Origin of the sequence: Streptomyces sp. NPDC056835 (assembly GCF_042789485.1) — a bacterium.
Lineage (GTDB): Bacteria > Actinomycetota > Actinomycetes > Streptomycetales > Streptomycetaceae > Streptomyces.
In genome coordinates this window covers 200261-215220 of the sequence record NZ_JBHUBB010000005.1, presented here as the reverse complement: position 1 = coordinate 215220, position 14960 = coordinate 200261, and the positions used below count along the sequence as shown (strand labels likewise).

The window sequence follows — 14960 nt, the reverse complement described above, 5'->3', positions numbered from 1 at the left end:
TCCCTTCACCGCACCGGAGGTCGGACCGGAGCGGAAGATCTCGACCAGCCGCCGGTGGAGCGGGCCCGGCGCCGCCCCTCGCTCCCGCTCATCGGGACGAGCCGGCCGCCGACGATCACGTCCGGGCCGGGAGCCGTGGACGCCGGGGCCGGACGCCAGGGCGCCTGGACGCCTTCCGGGAGTTCGGGGTCGATGACAGCGATCTGCTCGGCGGGGCGCTGGTGGCGCTCCGGAGCGAGCGGTTTCCTCGCGGCCTCGCGGAGATACGCGGCCGGCGCCCCGGCCGGTCTCGCCGAGCGGGTCGGGGGGCATCACGACCCGGATGTTCGCGTCGACGCCCATGCCGAAGGGGCGGGGGTCGGCAGGGACCCGCATGACGGCCCGGCCCGGCCCGGCGCTGCGCTGCGCTGCACTGCACGAAAAGCGTGGCGAGTCTGCGCCGTACGGTCAATCCCGGGTGGCCGGTGGCCGGTGGCCGGTGGCGGGGTCAGCGCCGCGCGCTCCCGCTTGGAGCGGTCCGGCGGGCGGGCGGCACGCGGACCGTACCGTCGCCGAGCGGGGCCGACCAGCGGCGGCCGGTGTACGCCTCGGGCTCCGCCCGCGTACGTCCCGGTCTCCGTCCGCCTCCCGGGCCCCGCCGGCCGCCAGGAGCGGGTCAGTGACCCAGTTCGCGCTTCAGCTCGGCCTTGTTCATGGACGAGCGGCCATGCACATTACGGCGCTGCGCCTCGGCGTACAGCTGGTCGTACGTCGGGCCGGCGGCCCCGCTGTTTGAGCGCTGCCCGCCACGCCTGGAGGAGGACATGTCCTGGGTCGACGGCTTGCTCGCCGTACGGGACTCCCCTGCCCGGGCCCGTTCCTTGTTCACGGTGCGTGCGGCGATCTCCTCCGACCGCGCCATGCTCTCGCCACGCTCTCGCGCGCTGTCCTTGATGTGTTCGTACTGGCGCTCACGTTTGGGGCTGGAGCCTCGTGGCATGCCAATCACTCCTATCGTCCATTTCGTGGTGGATTGTTCTCTAGGGCTCACCCTCCTACCCCCTTTCGGGACCGGCAACTTGATGCCGTCGCGCTCCGATGTGTGACGCGTCAACCTAAACGATAGAATCGGGCCATGACGGAACCGCGCTGGCTCGATGAGACCGAGGCTCGCGTCTGGCGGGCCCAGTTGCGGTTGCAGCGGGAGCTGATGGGCGCCCTGTGGCGGCGGCTGGCCCGCGAATCGGGCCTCAGCGGGGCGGAGTACGAGCTGCTGGCGGCGCTCTCCGAGACCCCGGGAGGGGTGGTGCGGGCGCGGGATCTCGGCCAGGGGGTCTACTGGGAGCGCAGTCGGCTGTCGCACCAGATCAGCCGGATGGAGAAGCGGGGGCTCGTGGCGCGCGAGGAGTGCCCCGAGGACGCGCGCGGGGCGATGGTACGGCTGACGGACAAGGGCAGGGCCGCCATCGAGGCGGCGGCGCCCGGCCATGTCGAAGCGGTCCGGGAGTACTTCTTCGACGGGCTGTCGCGCGAGGAGGTCGAGACGCTGGACAAGGTGCTCGGCCGGCTCCTCGCCGGGCTCCCCGACGACCGCCGCTGACCGCGGCTGACCGCTCCACGCGCGACCCCACCGCACCCGCCCCCACTGTGGCCGACCCCGCCGTGGCCGACTTCGCCACACTCATGAGGAAGCCCTCCAGAAGTCGATGACGCGCCAACATGTTGGTTTAACCGTAAACTATCACCGGCCGCGCCACCAACTCCCACCGGCACCTCGCCGCTCGCGCCGCACATGAGACGTTCCGTGCGGCGGTGTCCGACATCTTCCCGCCGGTCCGACCAGTCGGTACGTTTCATGACAACCGGATCTTCCAGCGGGCCACCCGGCCTGCCCCGGGCGACGGAGGGGCCAGATGACACCGCGCGTACCGCGAATACAGGGGCACTGCGACGAACGGTTCGCCGCCGTGCGCGCCGCGTTCGAGCGGAACTTCGAGGAGCGCGACGAACTGGGCGCGGCCGTCAGCGTGCTGGCCGACGGCGAGACGGTCGTCGACCTGTGGGCGGGGTGGGCCGACGGCGCGCGGACCCGTCCGTGGGAGCGCGAGACCCTGGTCAACGTGTGGTCCACGACCAAGGGCCCGACGGCCCTGTGCGCGCATGTGCTGATCGACCGCGGACTGCTCGACCCGGACGCGCCGGTCGCCACGTACTGGCCCGAATTCGCCGCGGCCGGCAAGGAGTCCGTGCTCGTACGGCACCTGCTCGCGCACCGCGCGGGGCTCGCCGGACTGCGCGAACCGCACTCCGTCGAGCAGCTCTACGACTGGGAGTTGACCACGTCCCGGCTCGCCGCGACGGAGCCCTGGTGGGAGCCGGGCACCCGGTCCGGCTATCACGCCCTCACCTACGGCTTTCTGGTCGGCGAGGTCGTCAGACGCGTCACGGGCCTGCTGCCGGGCGAGTTCCTGCACCGGGAGGTGACCGGGCCGCTCGGTATCGACTTCACCATCGGACTGCCGGAGAAGGAGGCCGGCCGCGCCGCCGAGCTGGTGCGTACGCCCACCCCGCTCACCAGCGAACAGGCAGCCGCCTTCGCGCAGCTGGCGCCGGTCGCGCCGGCGGCCCTGGGCAACCCCGCGACCGGCGCCGCCGAGGCCAACACGGCCGCGTGGCGCGCCGCGGAGATCCCCGCCGCCAACGGTCACGGCACGGCCCGCGCGGTCGCCGCGCTGTACGGGATCCTGGCCGGGCGTGGGAGCCTCGGCGAGCACCGCGTGCTTTCCCCGGAGACGGTCGAGCGGGTCCGCGAGGGCCAGGGCGCCTGCCGGGACCTGGTGCTGGGCGCGGGCTTCGCCCACGACACGGAGATCGGCCTCGGGCTCTGGCTGAGCGGTCCGAACGGCTCGTACGGGCCCAATCCCAGGGCGGTCGGCCACGACGGCTTCGGCGGCTCCTGCGGACTCGCGGATCCGGAGGCGGGCATCAGCCTGGGTTACGTGATGAACCGGATGGGTTCGAACATCGCTGACGATCCACGCAAGATGGCGCTGATCGACGCGTTGTACAGCGCGCTGTAGCCCCTGCCGGGGCCCTCTTGACGGCCGGCGGACGGCGGGCGGACGGCGCCACGCGCGCGGGACGCGGCCGATCTGGGCGCGTCCTGGGCGGATTTCGGGCGTTCAGTATGCGAAGCGCGGCATCTTGTCGCCGCGCGTCCGGCGGATCGGCATAGTGGCGGTGATTCCAGGGTTGTCGATGTCCCGGAGGGGCAGGGCCGATGAGCGACGAGGAGAGCGGCGGCCTACAGGGGCTGCGCGCCTGGGCGGCGGACGCCGCGGAGCGGGTCAAGCGGCTGATTCCCGCCATGGGGGCCGGTGTGGTGCCGCCTCGGGCATACGACGCGTCGATCCTCGAACTCGACCAGCTGGCAAGGCTGCTGGACCACGACCCCGGCCTGCGCAGTGCGGTGAGCGTATGGCTGGGAGGCGCGCTCGCCATGCGGCACGCCGCCGGGGGTGGCGAGCCCGCGGACCGGGAGCGCGCGGAGCGGCTGCTGCGGGAGGCGCGGGACCGCGGTACGGCGCTGGGAGCGGCGGCGGGCGGGGAGGACCGGCGATGGGCGGCGTTGTTCCTGGTGACAGCCATTACGCCGATTCGGTCGCAGCAGGGCGGGTTCGTGGCGGTACCCGACCTCTCCGCCTTCGTCGACTGGCTCTCAGGGGCGGGACCCGCCGGGATGATGACCTTCACGACGGAGCTCCAGGAGCTGACCGCGGAGGTGCTGGAGCTGCCGTTGCCGCCGGAGTTCCTCGGGGAGTTGCGGCGAATGCGGGGAATCTTCTCCACTCCTCCGGGGGCCGAGTTCACCGATCTGCTGACCAGCATGATGCCCGCCGGGGATCCTGACACGGATCGGCTGCGACAGGTGATGGAGCGGATGTTCGGCATGGCCGGGGCTCCCGTGGGCGGGCAGGCGGACGCCCCGGGAACCCGTAGGGCTCCGAACCCCGAGCCGTCCCCGGATCCCGGCTCGTCCCCGGATCCTGACCCGGCCCACGAACCGAAACCCACGCCCACGCCCGACGACCTCCGTCGGCTCGCCGCCGCCATGGATGCCGTCAACGCCGCGACGCATGGCCTCGACGACCTGGTCAGGAACGGTGATCCGAAGGCGCTGGACGAACTTCTCCGCCGGCTGCGCTCCGTACAGGACGATCCGCCCCCCGGGCCGGACCCGACCTCCGCGCTGGAGAGTCTGAGGGCACTCCTGCTCAACATCAGTCCCGTCGTCGGCGGCACGTTCCAGGACCGGTCGGCCGGCCGTGCCCACACGGAGAGCATCGTCGGCCACGCCGAGGAGCTCACGGAATCGCCGCTTCCGGGGGTGGAGGATCCGGCCGTCCTGGGGCGTGCGCTCGCGCTGTACACCCAGGTCCTCGATGCCGGGGAGTCGGAGGACGTCCAGGCGCTCCGTGACCTGGTGGACGAGGCCGAAGCGATGGAGAAGAGCGTCCCCGAAGGTCATCCGTTCCGATTCGCGGTCCTCTTGGCCCTGGGCGCGGCCCATGGCAGGCTCGGCACCGTCATCCGGGACATGGAGATGATTCTGCGTGCGCTGCCGTACATGGAGAAGGGGATGTCCGGCATGAGGGAGAGCCGTCTCCCCTTCGCCGACAAGATGTCCCCGCCGTATGTCCCGGACCTCGATCTGCTCCGCGCCGGTCTCACCGGCGACACGGCGTCGATGCCCGACCGCGTTCCCCCGCCCCCGGACGCCCCGACGGAGAGTCTGCACCTCTCCGCGCTCGACCTGACCATGCGCTACTCCCTCACCCGCGAACCGGCCCTCCTCGACACGCTGATCGACGAGCTGGAGCGGGTCCGTGACGGCGTCCGGGAAGGGAGGGCGCCGCGGATCGCCGCCGAGGCGCTGTGGCAGCTGGCCGCGGCGTATCGCGAGCGGGGAGTCCTCAACGATGACGTGAAGGACATCACGGCTCTGGAAGCCGCCAAGGAAGCGCTGACGGCGCTCGCCGCCGACGTCCTCCTCCAGGCCGGTGCGGAGCACGGATTGCTGGCGGCCCGTTCCGGGGCGAGCAGGGGCGTGGCGGCCGCCCTGTGGGCGGCCTCGCAGGGACGGCTGCACGAGGCGGTGGCCGCTCTGGAACTGGGCCGGGCCCTGGTGCTGCATGCGGCGTCCACCTCGTCGGTCGTGCCTGAACTCCTCGACACGGGCGGGCACCACGATCTCGCCGAGGCGTGGCGTGCCGTCGGTGCGGCCCAGAGCCCCGGGGCCGCGGATGCCCAGAGCCTCGGGGCCGCGGATGCCCAGGGCCCCGAGGCCGCGGAAGAGGGCGGCGTCCCCGGCGAACTGCCGAGCTCGCTGCGCCGACAGGCCCTCGAAGCCCTCGGCTACCGGCGGGAGGGCGGCCTCCTCGGCACACCCACGCTGGGCGAACTCGCGGACGGCGTCGCGCGGAGCGACGCGGACGCGCTCGTCTATCTGGTCCCCGGCGAGGCCGAGAACCCCGGCGTGGTGATCCTGGTGAGTCCGGAGCTCGGAGCCGGGGTGGGGGTTCTGTCGCTCCTGTCCGGCGCCGAGAGCGGCCCGCTGGAGCGCTATCTCGACGCCACCGCCGTACGTGACGCCGCCGCACGCGACGGCCGCCGGAACGACCCGTCCGTCGAACAGCCCTGGGAGGAGGCCCTGGCGGCGCTCTGCGACTGGGCTTTCCAGGTGCTCGGCCCCGTCCTCGCCGGTGTGGAGGAGCGGCTCGCGGCGGGCGGAGGGCGGGACGACCGGCCGCTCAGGGTCGTCCTGGTGCCCTGCGGGCGACTCGGCATCGTCCCCTGGCACGCCGCGCGCTCGCCCGGCGACGCGCCCCGCGAGTACCTGTGCCAGTCGGTGGTGGTCAGCTACGCGGCGTCCGGCGGTCAGTTCCTGCGTACGGTGAAACGCGCACGGCGGGAAACCGCGGCCGCCCCGGTTCTGCTGGCCGACCCGACCATGGACCTGACGTATGCCAATGTCGAGGTCATGGCCCTGCGGGACGCCTTTTACCCGCAGGCCCGGATGTGCGGGGGGATCTTCGAAGTGCCCGACGAGGAGCTGGTCCCCGGCACGCCCGAAGACGTCCTCGCGTTCCTCGCCGACGGGGCCTCGCTGCTCCATATGGCCTCGCACGGATCGGCGGGTACGCGTCCCACGGTCTCGGCCCTGCATCTCGCCGCCCCCGAGCACACCGGGGACGCGCCCGCCGACGAGGGCGGACCTGGGACGGGACCGGACCCGGGCATGCTGACGGTGACCCGGCTCCTCGACCGGCCGGACGACCGGCAGGCCGACCGGCCCGACGACCGGACCGACGACCGGACCGACGACCGGGAGGCCGCCGAGGACGGGCCGTTGGTCGTGCTGAGTGCCTGCCAGACCGATCTGAGCACCCGCGACCACGACGAGGCGCTGACCCTCACCACGGCGTTCGTCTCGGGCGGTGCGCGGGACGTCGTCGGATCACGGTGGACGACCAACGACAGTGCGTCCGCGCTCCTGATGGCGGTCTTCCACCACCACCTGACCGTCGACGGGCTCAGCCCCGTCGACGCCCTCAGAGCCGCGCAGCTGTGGATGCTCGACCCGCGTCGCGAGAACCCGGGCTCACTCCGCGGTGAGCTGCTGCGGCAGATGGACCGACCGGATCTCGACCGGATCGCGCTCTGGGCCGCCTTCATCCACCAGGGCCACCCGGGCCCGGGAGTCAAGGGCGGTGGCCACCCGTAGGGCGTGGCTCCGTCGGCTCAGTCCAGCGGCGGCCAGTCGAGGAGGCGTCGCAGAACGGTGCCGGCGCCCTCAGCGCCGACGCCCTCAGTGCGGACGCCTTCGGTGTCGACACCCCCGGTGCCCGGGCCTTCCAGCGGGAGACGCCCGTAGAGGGTGAGGAGCAGGTCGCTCGCCGGTCCGTACAAGCGTTCGTCGGCTATTGCCGGGCTGTCGAGCAGGCGGGCACCCGTGGGGGTGAGATCGAGCAGCCAGGACCGCCCCTCGGTGGCGTGCAGGCTGATCCGAGCGGGCTCGTGCGGCCAGGCGCCGCTGGAGCCGTGGACCACGCTGATGAACTCGGCGATGCCATCGAGTGCGATCGCGGTGGGGACCGGCTGCGGGGCACCGACGGCCAGCTGGGCGTCGAAGGCGTGGACCGCGGCCTCCTGAACCTGGCGGCGGGCCACCGCGCCGGCGGTCATGGGCGCCCCGGACGCGCCCCACCAGGTCCAGCACCGCGACTCAGGACCGGACTTGCGCAGCGCGGCGACCAGCTCCTCGGTCGCCGCGAGCAGTTCGGCCGGGGCCTCGGCCACCGTGGGCGGCTGCTCGCTCGGTCCGGCATTCACAGCAGCGGCCCAGAAGTTCTGCACCTCGGTGAGGTGCGCGATCAGGTCCCGCAGCGACCAGTCCGGACAGCTGGGAACGCGTATACCGAGATCGGGAGCGGCTGCGGCGGCCTCGCGCAGCGCGGCGGAGCGGTCCTCGATAAGGGACAGGAATTCTTCGAAGGAAGGCGTCTGAGTCACCATCACGTTCTATCAGCCGACTCTGACAAGACCGGCTGGACGGGTCGTGGGCCCATCGCCGACCGCCCGACCGCCCGACCGCCCGCCCGTCCGAGGGGCCGAGCGGCCGTCCTCGCCGGCCCACTGGCAGCACACGTCACTCCCGTACGCAAGAGCGCCCTGCCGGTCGAATCACCGTACGGTCTTGGGCTGTTGCATACCCGTTCCACGCCCGCACCAATGAAATTCAGCCATGATCAACACGAGGGCAATTCGGTGGTACGACACCTAAACGGGCGGCGGACGCGCATAGATACGAGCGATCAGCCCTCTCCCCTTGGCCAGTTGAAGCCACTGCGTCATACATCCACCACCCTCGGTGAACCATGTGTGTTTGTGACGAATCCTTGCGTGGCCGAATGATGTCAGGACACAAACCCCTGTCTGGCGTGCGCTTTGATGGATATTTGCCGGTGCTTTGCCGTCAGCACAGGCTTTGCAGCAGCTCATGAACGCGCCGTCGGCCGACCCGCGGGACCGGCCAACAGCTTGATCGACCCCCTGACTTCGGGGGGTCTCGGGCCGCCGCCGGTCGATCCACACAGTCGGTCCAGAAGTCGGCCTTGCTTCAAAAGCAAACGGAGTCAACGATTCGGATCGTGCGGTTGACAGGTCCACGGCTAAAACCGAATGGCCGTGGACGATCGCATCCCCAGCGGCCCGCTCACCCAACGGGCCACGCGTTTCCCCCACCAATGGAGGATTTTGTGACCTTCAAGCGCTTCTCCCCCCTCGGCGCGGTTTCCAGACGAGCCCGGCTTCTCGCCGTCACCTCCGGTCTGGTGACCGCCGTCGCGCTTGCGGCCCCGTCGGCCGTCGCCGCCCCGGCCCCGGCCCCCCAGCCGACCGCTGCACAGTTCGCCACCGCCAGCGCCGCGATCGCCGAAGCGGACGTCGCCGGTACGGCCTGGTACACGGACAAGGCCTCCGGCAAGGTCGTCGTCACCGTCGACAGCACGGTCACGGACTCGGAGATAGCCTCGATCAAGGACTCCGTGGGCGACGCCGCGGGCGTCACGATCAAGCACACCCCCGGCAAGATCAACAAGCTCATCGCCGGCGGCGAGGCCATCACCACCGGCGGCGGCCGCTGTTCCCTCGGCTTCAACGTCCGCAGCGGCTCGACGTACTACGCGGTGACCGCCGGACACTGCACCAACATCGGCAGCTCCTGGAACATCGGCACCACCGCCGGTTCGAGCTTCCCGACCAACGACTACGGCATCATCCGCCACTCCAACTCGGCCAACGCCGACGGCCGGGTCTACCTGTACAACGGCACGTACCAGGACATCACCTCGGCCGCGAACCCCTCGGTCGGCCAGAGCGTCCGTCGCAGCGGCTCGACCACCGGTGTCCACAGCGGCACGGTCACCGGCCTCAACGCGACCGTCAACTACGGTGGCGGTGACATCGTCTACGGCATGATCCAGACCAACGTCTGCGCCGAGCCCGGTGACAGCGGCGGCTCGCTCTTCGCCGGCAGCACGGCGCTGGGCCTGACCTCGGGCGGCAGCGGCAACTGCTCCTCCGGTGGCACCACGTTCTTCCAGCCGGTCGTCGAGGCCCTCAACGCCTACGGCGTCAGCGTCTTCTAAGCGTTCTGAGCAACACCCTCCCTCGGACCGTACGACGGGCCGCGCACCTGGTGCGCGGCCCGTCGTGTCGTTCTGCCGTACCGGCGTGTCAGCCGGTGGCCGCCGCGGGCAGCGTGACCTCGAACCGGCAGCCGCCCGTCACATTGCGCACCTCGGCCCGCCCCGCGTGCGCCTCCACGATGCCCCGGACGATCGCCAGACCGAGGCCCGCGCCCGCGGGCGGGGTACGCGCCTGGGTGCCGCGCCAGCCGGTGTCGAAGACCCGTGGCAGATCCTCGGCCGGGATACCCCCGCAGCCGTCCGTCACGGAGAGGACAACGGAGTCCGCGCGCCGTTCCGCGGCCACCGCGACCGTGCCGTCCGCCGGGGTCCGGTGGATCGCGTTGACCAGGAGATTGGCGAGGACGCGGGTCATCTCCTTGCCGTCCACCTCGACCGGCACGGCCTCCACCCGGCCACCGACCAGCCGTACCCCGTGCTCCCTGGCGAGCGGATCGACGCCCGCGAGCGCCTCGCCCACCAGGTCGTACACCGACATCCGGGTCGGGGCGAGCGCCAGCGCCCCGGCGTGGATACGGGACAGTTCGAAGAGATCGCCGACCATCGAGTTCAGCCGCTCCACCTCGGCCCTGATCTGCCGGAAGTAGCGGTCCGGGTCCTGGACGACGCCGTCCTCCAGCGCCTCGGACATGGCGCGCAGTCCGGCGAGGGGCGTACGCAGATCGTGCGAGATCCACGCGACCAGTTCGCGCCGGGACGTCTCCAGCGCCCGTTCGCGCTCCCTGGAGGCGGTCAGTTTGGCGCTGGTGGCCGCCAGTTCGCGCCCCAGCGCGGCGAGTTCGGCGGTGGAGGCGCCGTCGGGCGCGGCGAAGCTGCCGCCGTCGCCGAACGAGCGGGCGGCCAGCGCCAGATCATGGCTGCGGGCGACCACCCAGCGCCCCAGCAGCAGCGCGGTGGCCAGCGAGACGACCGCCGCCATCGCCACGACCGTGGTGACGACGGAGAGGTCATGGGCGGACAGGAACATCGCCCGGGCGACGACGAGCGTGCCCGCGAGCATCGCGGTGACGGTGACGGCGGCGACGACGGTCAGGGCGACGGCGACCGAGCGGTCCCGCAGCAGCCGCAGCACCAGCGCGCCGAGCAGACCGGCGGCTACCGCGCCGAGGAAGGCGTACAGCGCGATCAGCGCCATGTCACTCACGGCGCGCTCAGCTCCCGTCGGCGGGTACGGGTGCGGGTGCGGGTGCGGGTACGAGTGCGGGTGCGGGTGCGGGTGCGGGTGCGGGTGCGGGTGCGGGTGCGGGTGCGGGTGCGGGTGCGGGTGCGGGTGCGGGTGCGGGTACTGGTACGGCCGCTACGGAAGCCGCCGGTACGGAAACCGGCCCGGAGGCCGAGTCGTCGGCTTCGTCGTCGGCCTCGTCGTCGGCCGGCACGTCGAAGCGGTAGCCGACGCCCCAGACCGTCCGGATCAGCCGGGGCCTGGCCGGATCGTCCTCGATCTTGCCGCGCAGCCGCCGTACATGCACCGTGACCGTCGACAGATCGCCGAACTCCCATCCCCACACGTCGTGCATCAGCGTCTCCCTGCCGATCGCCAGCCCGGGATGACGCATGAGGTGGGCGAGCAGATCGAACTCGCGCAGCGTGAGCGCCAGCGGCCGGCCGTCCTTGGTGGCGCGGCGGCCCGCCGGGTCGAGGGTGATACCGGCCCGGCGCAGCTCGGGCTCCGAGGCCCCCGTCACGCGCCCCTGGTCGCCGCCCTGGCGGCGCAGGACGGACTCGACGCGGAGGACCAGTTCCCGGGGGCTGAAGGGTTTGGTGACATAGTCGTCCGCCCCTATTTCCAGCCCGAGGATCCGGTCGTCCTCGTCGCCCCGGGCGGTCAGCATGATCACCGGTACGGGCGCGGCGGCCCGCAGCCGCCGGCACACCTCCAGGCCGTCCATGCCGGGCAGCATCAGATCGAGCACCACCAGGGCGGGTGGCCGGGCGGCGGCCAGCCGCAGCGCCTCGGGGCCGTCGGCCGCCCGGTCCACGGAGAAACCGGCCCGTTCCAGATAGCCGGTGACGACCTCGGCGACGGTCGGATCGTCATCGACGACCAGGATGGTGTGCATACGTACAGTCTCCTCGGGCGGTGGCCGGTGCACCGGCCCTCACCTCTTACGAAACCATGACGGCCACGGATTCCGGCACGTCCGATTCGTTCAAGACCCGCCCGCTCCGCGCTCCTACGGTGAACGTATGACTACCGCTCCTCGTACACCACGACTCGACGCCATCGGCCTGGTCGTCTCCGACATGGCCGCCTCGCTCGCCTTCTACCGTCTGCTCGGTGTGAATGTCCCCGCCGACGCCGACGCCGCGCCCCATGCCGAGGCGACCCTGCCCAGCGGGCTGCGGATCCTCTGGGACACGGAGGAGACCGTCCGCTCCTACGATCCGGGGTGGACCCGGCCGCGGGGCGGCGAGCGGATCGGACTCGCCTTCCTCTGCGCCTGCCCCGCCGAGGTGGACGCCACCTACGAAGCGCTGGTCGCGGCCGGGCACACCGGGCATCTGAAGCCCTGGGACGCGGTGTGGGGACAGCGTTACGCGGTGGTACTCGACCCGGACGGCTGCGCGGTCTCCCTGTTCGCCAGCGCCGCGTAGGCACCGAGGGTGAGCCCGGCCAGCTCGCGGGTCTCCCGGGCGAGATGCGCCTGGTCGGCGCAGCCCGCCGCGAGCGCCGCGTCGGTGAAGGGCACCCCTTCCCGTACGAGGGTCAGCGCGCGCTGGAGCCGGAGCACCCGAGCCAGGGTCTTGGGCCCGTAACCGAAGGCGTCCAGCGAGCGGCGGTGCAGCTGCCGGGCGCCCAGGCCGACGGCATCGGCGGTGGCGGCGACCGTACGGCCCGCCTCCAGGGCGTCGACGACCGCCCGGAGCAGCGGGTCCGGTGGTCCCGACGCGGCGGCCCGGTGCAGCGCGACGGCCTCCAGGGCGGCCACCGGGTCCGGGGCCGCCGCCAGCCGGGCTGTCAGCCGGCGCACCTCGGCCGGGGACCACAGATCGGCCAGCTCCACCCGCCGGTCGCGCAGCTCGTGCGCCGGTACGCCGAGCAGCGCCGGCGCGGTCCCGGGCGCGAAGCGCACTCCGGCGCAGTACAGCCCGGCGATCCCCTCGGGGGCGTACGCGCGGGTGTCGGGCCCCGCGACCAGCAGTCTGCCGCCGATCCACAGCAGGTCCATACAGCCGTCCGGCAGCACGGGATAGGGAGGGGAGCAGTCGTCGGCCCGCGCCGTCCGCGTCCAGACCATCGCGCCGTCCAGCCGCGACGTCCGTTCCTCGTACATACGGATCAGGCTAAAGCCTCGCCGGGAAGAGGACCATTGATCCAGAATGGGCGTCCGGCAGGTCCGGCAGGACGTGGGATGTTCCGATCGCGGGGGCGACGATGACGGCACTGATGGAGTTCACCACCGACAGCGGTGCCACGGTCGTGGTCGAGGTCGACCGTGACGCTCCGGGCGCCAGACCGGTGGCGCGCGGCAACTCCCTCGCGCAGGCGGGCCATACCTTCGGCGAAGCGCTCCAGGGGATCCGCTCGGCCGCGGAATCCGCCCTCGCGGTGTTCCGGGACGGCTCGCTCAAACCGGACGGGGTGGAGCTGGAGTTCGGGGTGAAGCTGATGGCGGAGGCCGGAGCGGTGATCGCCAAGACCTCGGCCGAGGGCCATATGACGGTCAAGCTCTCCTGGAACCCGGGCGCGGCCGGCGGCCCGGCCCCCACCGGAGAGCCCGGATCGGCGGGGAGTCCGGGAACGGCGGGCCGGTGACGCGCTCCCCGGCCTGGCACGCCAGGATCGACGCCGGCGGGGCGGTGGGCTCCGGCTTCCTCATCTCCGGCCGTACGGTGCTGACCTGCGCCCATGTGGTGGCCGGCGACCGGGCCTCGGTGGTCTTCCCCGGTGCCCCGGGGCTCGCCCCCGTACCGGCCAGGGTCGTCGTACGGGGAGACGCCTGGGCGGGCGGGGACCGGGACCCGGGCGATCTGGCCGTGCTGGAGCTGGACCGGACGCCGGCTCTCGCCCCCGCGGCCTTCGCCCCGCTCGACGCGCCGTACGCCTCGCCCGCGCCGAAGCTGGTGGCGTACGGCTTCCCCTTCGGGTACGACGAGGAGGGCGTGCAGAGCGAATTACGGGCCAGCTCCAGCCAGTTGATCCGCGACGAGTGGGCACAGCTGGGGGGCTGGCGCGGCTACGGGCAGGAGACCGACCACGGGTTCAGCGGCGCCGCGGTGATGCTGGAGGGCACCGGCGCGGTGGCCGGGATGGTCGTCTCGCACGACCCGGTGAGCCACACCAGCCGGATGATCCCGGCACGGATTCTCGCCCGGCACTGGGCGCCGCTCGCCGATCTCGTACCCACCCCCGGCTATCCGGTGGAGGAGAAGCGACAGCTGCGCGAACTGGTGGCCCGCGTCGGCTCCCCCGCGCGGGTCGGTGCCCTCGGCGGACTGCTGCGCGCCGCCGCCGGGCCGCTGGGCGTCGAGCCGCCGCCCGGTGAGCCGGGCAGCCTCTGGGAGGCGGTCTGGTATCTGCTGTCGGAGGCCGGGCGGCCGGAGCGGGGAGCGCTGCCGCTCGCCGAGCTGACGGTACGGCTGGCCGGGCTGGTCGGTGACGAGGCGCTGGGCGCGGAGCTGCGCGACTGGTCCCACGCGCACCGCGCGCGGCACGACCCACCGCCCGTGGCGCCGCCCGTCCGGAGCCACAAGGCCATGGGCCTGCTGAGCCACGCGGCACCGGCGCCGTCGTACACGGACGAGCACACGGCGGCGCACACCGCTCCGCACGCGGCGGCGCACGCCGTACCCCTCGCGGCCGAGCACGCCGCACCGTACGCGCCCGCCCACGCCGTGGCTCCGGTCCCGGGACCGGCCGTCGGGACGCCGCCCGTTCACCCCGCCACCCGCCGCTGGTCGCCGATCCTCGTCGAGATCAAGCGCAGCGGAGCCGATCGCGGCGCGCTGCTGGTCGAGGTGTCCGCGTACCGCGACGGCGGCCGGCGACTGGTCGCCGAACAGCGGCTGGCGGAGCGCGAGGTCCGGGCCTGGGTGCTGGACCGTATCGACGACGCGTTCGCCGAGATCGACACCGAGGGCAGGGAGCTGATCGCGTTCGCCCTGCCGCGCCGCTGGCTCAACAAACCGGTCGACCAGTGGAGCGCGCGCAAGGGGATGGGCACACCGCTGGGGTGTGTCGCGCCGGTGGTGGTGATGGATCACGACCGGCGGGCCAACAAGCGGCTCCAGTTCAGACTGAAGAAGATGTGGGACGTGCTCGACCGGCAGCCGGGCTCGGCCGTCTATGGGGTCAACTGCGCGGGCACCGCCAGACCCGAGTGGCTGACCGTACAACTCCAGGACGTGGTGGGCCCGGTGGGGCTGACCAGACCGCCCAAGGGACCGCGCGACCGGCTGCACACCGCGGTGCTGGACGCCCCGGCCCCGATCGTGCTGTGGCCGCGCACGGGCTGCGCCGACGGCGCGGCGTGCGGTGGCTCCTGCCGGGGCGCCGCGTTCCTGAACACGCTGGCCGACCAGCTCTCCGTGCTGCCGCCCGGCGATCTGCCCGAGCTGATCTTCGAACTGCGCAAGAGCGCCTTCGGCCATGACGGGCCCGAGCCGCACTGGGCCGCCGACCTCTCCTTCGTCTGGGAGGATCCGCGGTGGTTCCCCGATGTCCCCCCGCTGAGCACGATGCCGGTCGGCTGAGCCTCGGCCGGACAGAGA

12 protein-coding genes are annotated in these 14960 nt (G+C 72.6%); 7 read left to right on the top strand and 5 right to left on the bottom strand.

Going from position 1 to position 14960, the window contains the following annotated elements:
• Positions 1-655: 655 nt before the first annotated feature.
• The gene (locus ACFRMN_RS08095) at positions 656-979 is read right to left on the bottom strand and encodes a plasmid stabilization protein (RefSeq protein ID WP_383015022.1); all 324 of its coding nucleotides are present in this window, start codon (positions 977-979) and stop codon (positions 656-658) included.
• A gap of 135 nt (positions 980-1114) precedes the next feature.
• Here ACFRMN_RS08095 and ACFRMN_RS08090 point away from each other — a divergent pair, with 135 nt between their 5' ends.
• The 3 genes from ACFRMN_RS08090 (at position 1115) to ACFRMN_RS08080 (ending at position 6763) form a co-directional block, all read left to right on the top strand.
• Complete coding sequence (locus ACFRMN_RS08090; protein ID WP_383015019.1) at positions 1115-1579, top strand: MarR family winged helix-turn-helix transcriptional regulator; 465 nt, start codon at positions 1115-1117, stop codon at positions 1577-1579.
• 313 nt (positions 1580-1892) lie between these two features.
• Positions 1893-3059: a serine hydrolase domain-containing protein gene (locus ACFRMN_RS08085; protein ID WP_383015017.1), complete on the top strand. Its 1167-nt coding sequence runs from the start codon at positions 1893-1895 to the stop codon at positions 3057-3059.
• Positions 3060-3259: 200 nt separating this feature from the next.
• A complete protein-coding gene (locus ACFRMN_RS08080; protein ID WP_383015014.1) occupies positions 3260-6763 on the top strand; it encodes a CHAT domain-containing protein in 3504 nt (1167 codons plus the stop codon).
• Positions 6764-6780: 17 nt separating this feature from the next.
• Here ACFRMN_RS08080 and ACFRMN_RS08075 read toward each other — a convergent pair whose 3' ends face one another.
• On the bottom strand, positions 6781-7551 hold the full coding sequence (locus ACFRMN_RS08075; protein WP_383015011.1) for a maleylpyruvate isomerase family mycothiol-dependent enzyme: 771 nt from the start codon (positions 7549-7551) through the stop codon (positions 6781-6783).
• Positions 7552-8297: 746 nt separating this feature from the next.
• Here ACFRMN_RS08075 and ACFRMN_RS08070 point away from each other — a divergent pair.
• Positions 8298-9188, top strand: a complete 891-nt coding sequence (locus ACFRMN_RS08070; protein ID WP_383015009.1) for a S1 family peptidase — start codon at positions 8298-8300, stop codon at positions 9186-9188.
• An 88-nt stretch (positions 9189-9276) separates the two neighbouring features.
• On the opposite strand, the gene ACFRMN_RS08065 is transcribed toward ACFRMN_RS08070, so the two are convergent.
• Both ACFRMN_RS08065 and ACFRMN_RS08060 read right to left on the bottom strand, forming a co-directional pair.
• Positions 9277-10392 carry a sensor histidine kinase gene (locus ACFRMN_RS08065; RefSeq protein WP_383015007.1) on the bottom strand — a complete coding sequence of 372 codons (1116 nt, stop codon included), beginning with the start codon at positions 10390-10392 and terminating at the stop codon, positions 9277-9279.
• A gap of 7 nt (positions 10393-10399) precedes the next feature.
• Positions 10400-11299: a response regulator transcription factor gene (locus ACFRMN_RS08060; protein ID WP_383015293.1), complete on the bottom strand. Its 900-nt coding sequence runs from the start codon at positions 11297-11299 to the stop codon at positions 10400-10402.
• A 136-nt stretch (positions 11300-11435) separates the two neighbouring features.
• Between ACFRMN_RS08060 and ACFRMN_RS08055 the strand changes: the two genes are divergently transcribed.
• Positions 11436-11843: a VOC family protein gene (locus ACFRMN_RS08055; RefSeq protein ID WP_383015004.1), complete on the top strand. Its 408-nt coding sequence runs from the start codon at positions 11436-11438 to the stop codon at positions 11841-11843.
• On the opposite strand, the gene ACFRMN_RS08050 is transcribed toward ACFRMN_RS08055, so the two are convergent.
• A complete protein-coding gene (locus ACFRMN_RS08050; RefSeq protein WP_383015001.1) occupies positions 11783-12523 on the bottom strand; it encodes a helix-turn-helix domain-containing protein in 741 nt (246 codons plus the stop codon). The genes ACFRMN_RS08055 and ACFRMN_RS08050 overlap by 61 nt on opposite strands.
• 101 nt (positions 12524-12624) lie before the next feature.
• Between ACFRMN_RS08050 and ACFRMN_RS08045 the strand changes: the two genes are divergently transcribed.
• On the top strand, positions 12625-13005 hold the full coding sequence (locus ACFRMN_RS08045; protein WP_383014998.1) for a CU044_2847 family protein: 381 nt from the start codon (positions 12625-12627) through the stop codon (positions 13003-13005).
• On the top strand, positions 13002-14942 hold the full coding sequence (locus ACFRMN_RS08040; protein ID WP_383014995.1) for a trypsin-like peptidase domain-containing protein: 1941 nt from the start codon (positions 13002-13004) through the stop codon (positions 14940-14942). Before ACFRMN_RS08045 ends, ACFRMN_RS08040 begins: the two co-directional genes overlap by 4 nt.
• Positions 14943-14960: the final 18 nt, after the last annotated feature.

Excerpts from the sequence above, each read along its gene's own strand:
- ACFRMN_RS08080 (WP_383015014.1), top strand. The coding sequence starts at position 3,260 with ATGAGCGACGAGGAGAGCGGCGGCCTACAGGGGCTGCGCGCCTGGGCG.
- ACFRMN_RS08050 (WP_383015001.1), bottom strand. The coding sequence starts at position 12,523 with ATGTACGAGGAACGGACGTCGCGGCTGGACGGCGCGATGGTCTGGACG.
- ACFRMN_RS08055 (WP_383015004.1), top strand. The coding sequence starts at position 11,436 with ATGACTACCGCTCCTCGTACACCACGACTCGACGCCATCGGCCTGGTC.
- ACFRMN_RS08095 (WP_383015022.1), bottom strand. The coding sequence starts at position 979 with ATGCCACGAGGCTCCAGCCCCAAACGTGAGCGCCAGTACGAACACATC.
- ACFRMN_RS08090 (WP_383015019.1), top strand. The coding sequence starts at position 1,115 with ATGACGGAACCGCGCTGGCTCGATGAGACCGAGGCTCGCGTCTGGCGG.
- ACFRMN_RS08085 (WP_383015017.1), top strand. The coding sequence starts at position 1,893 with ATGACACCGCGCGTACCGCGAATACAGGGGCACTGCGACGAACGGTTC.
- ACFRMN_RS08045 (WP_383014998.1), top strand. The coding sequence starts at position 12,625 with ATGACGGCACTGATGGAGTTCACCACCGACAGCGGTGCCACGGTCGTG.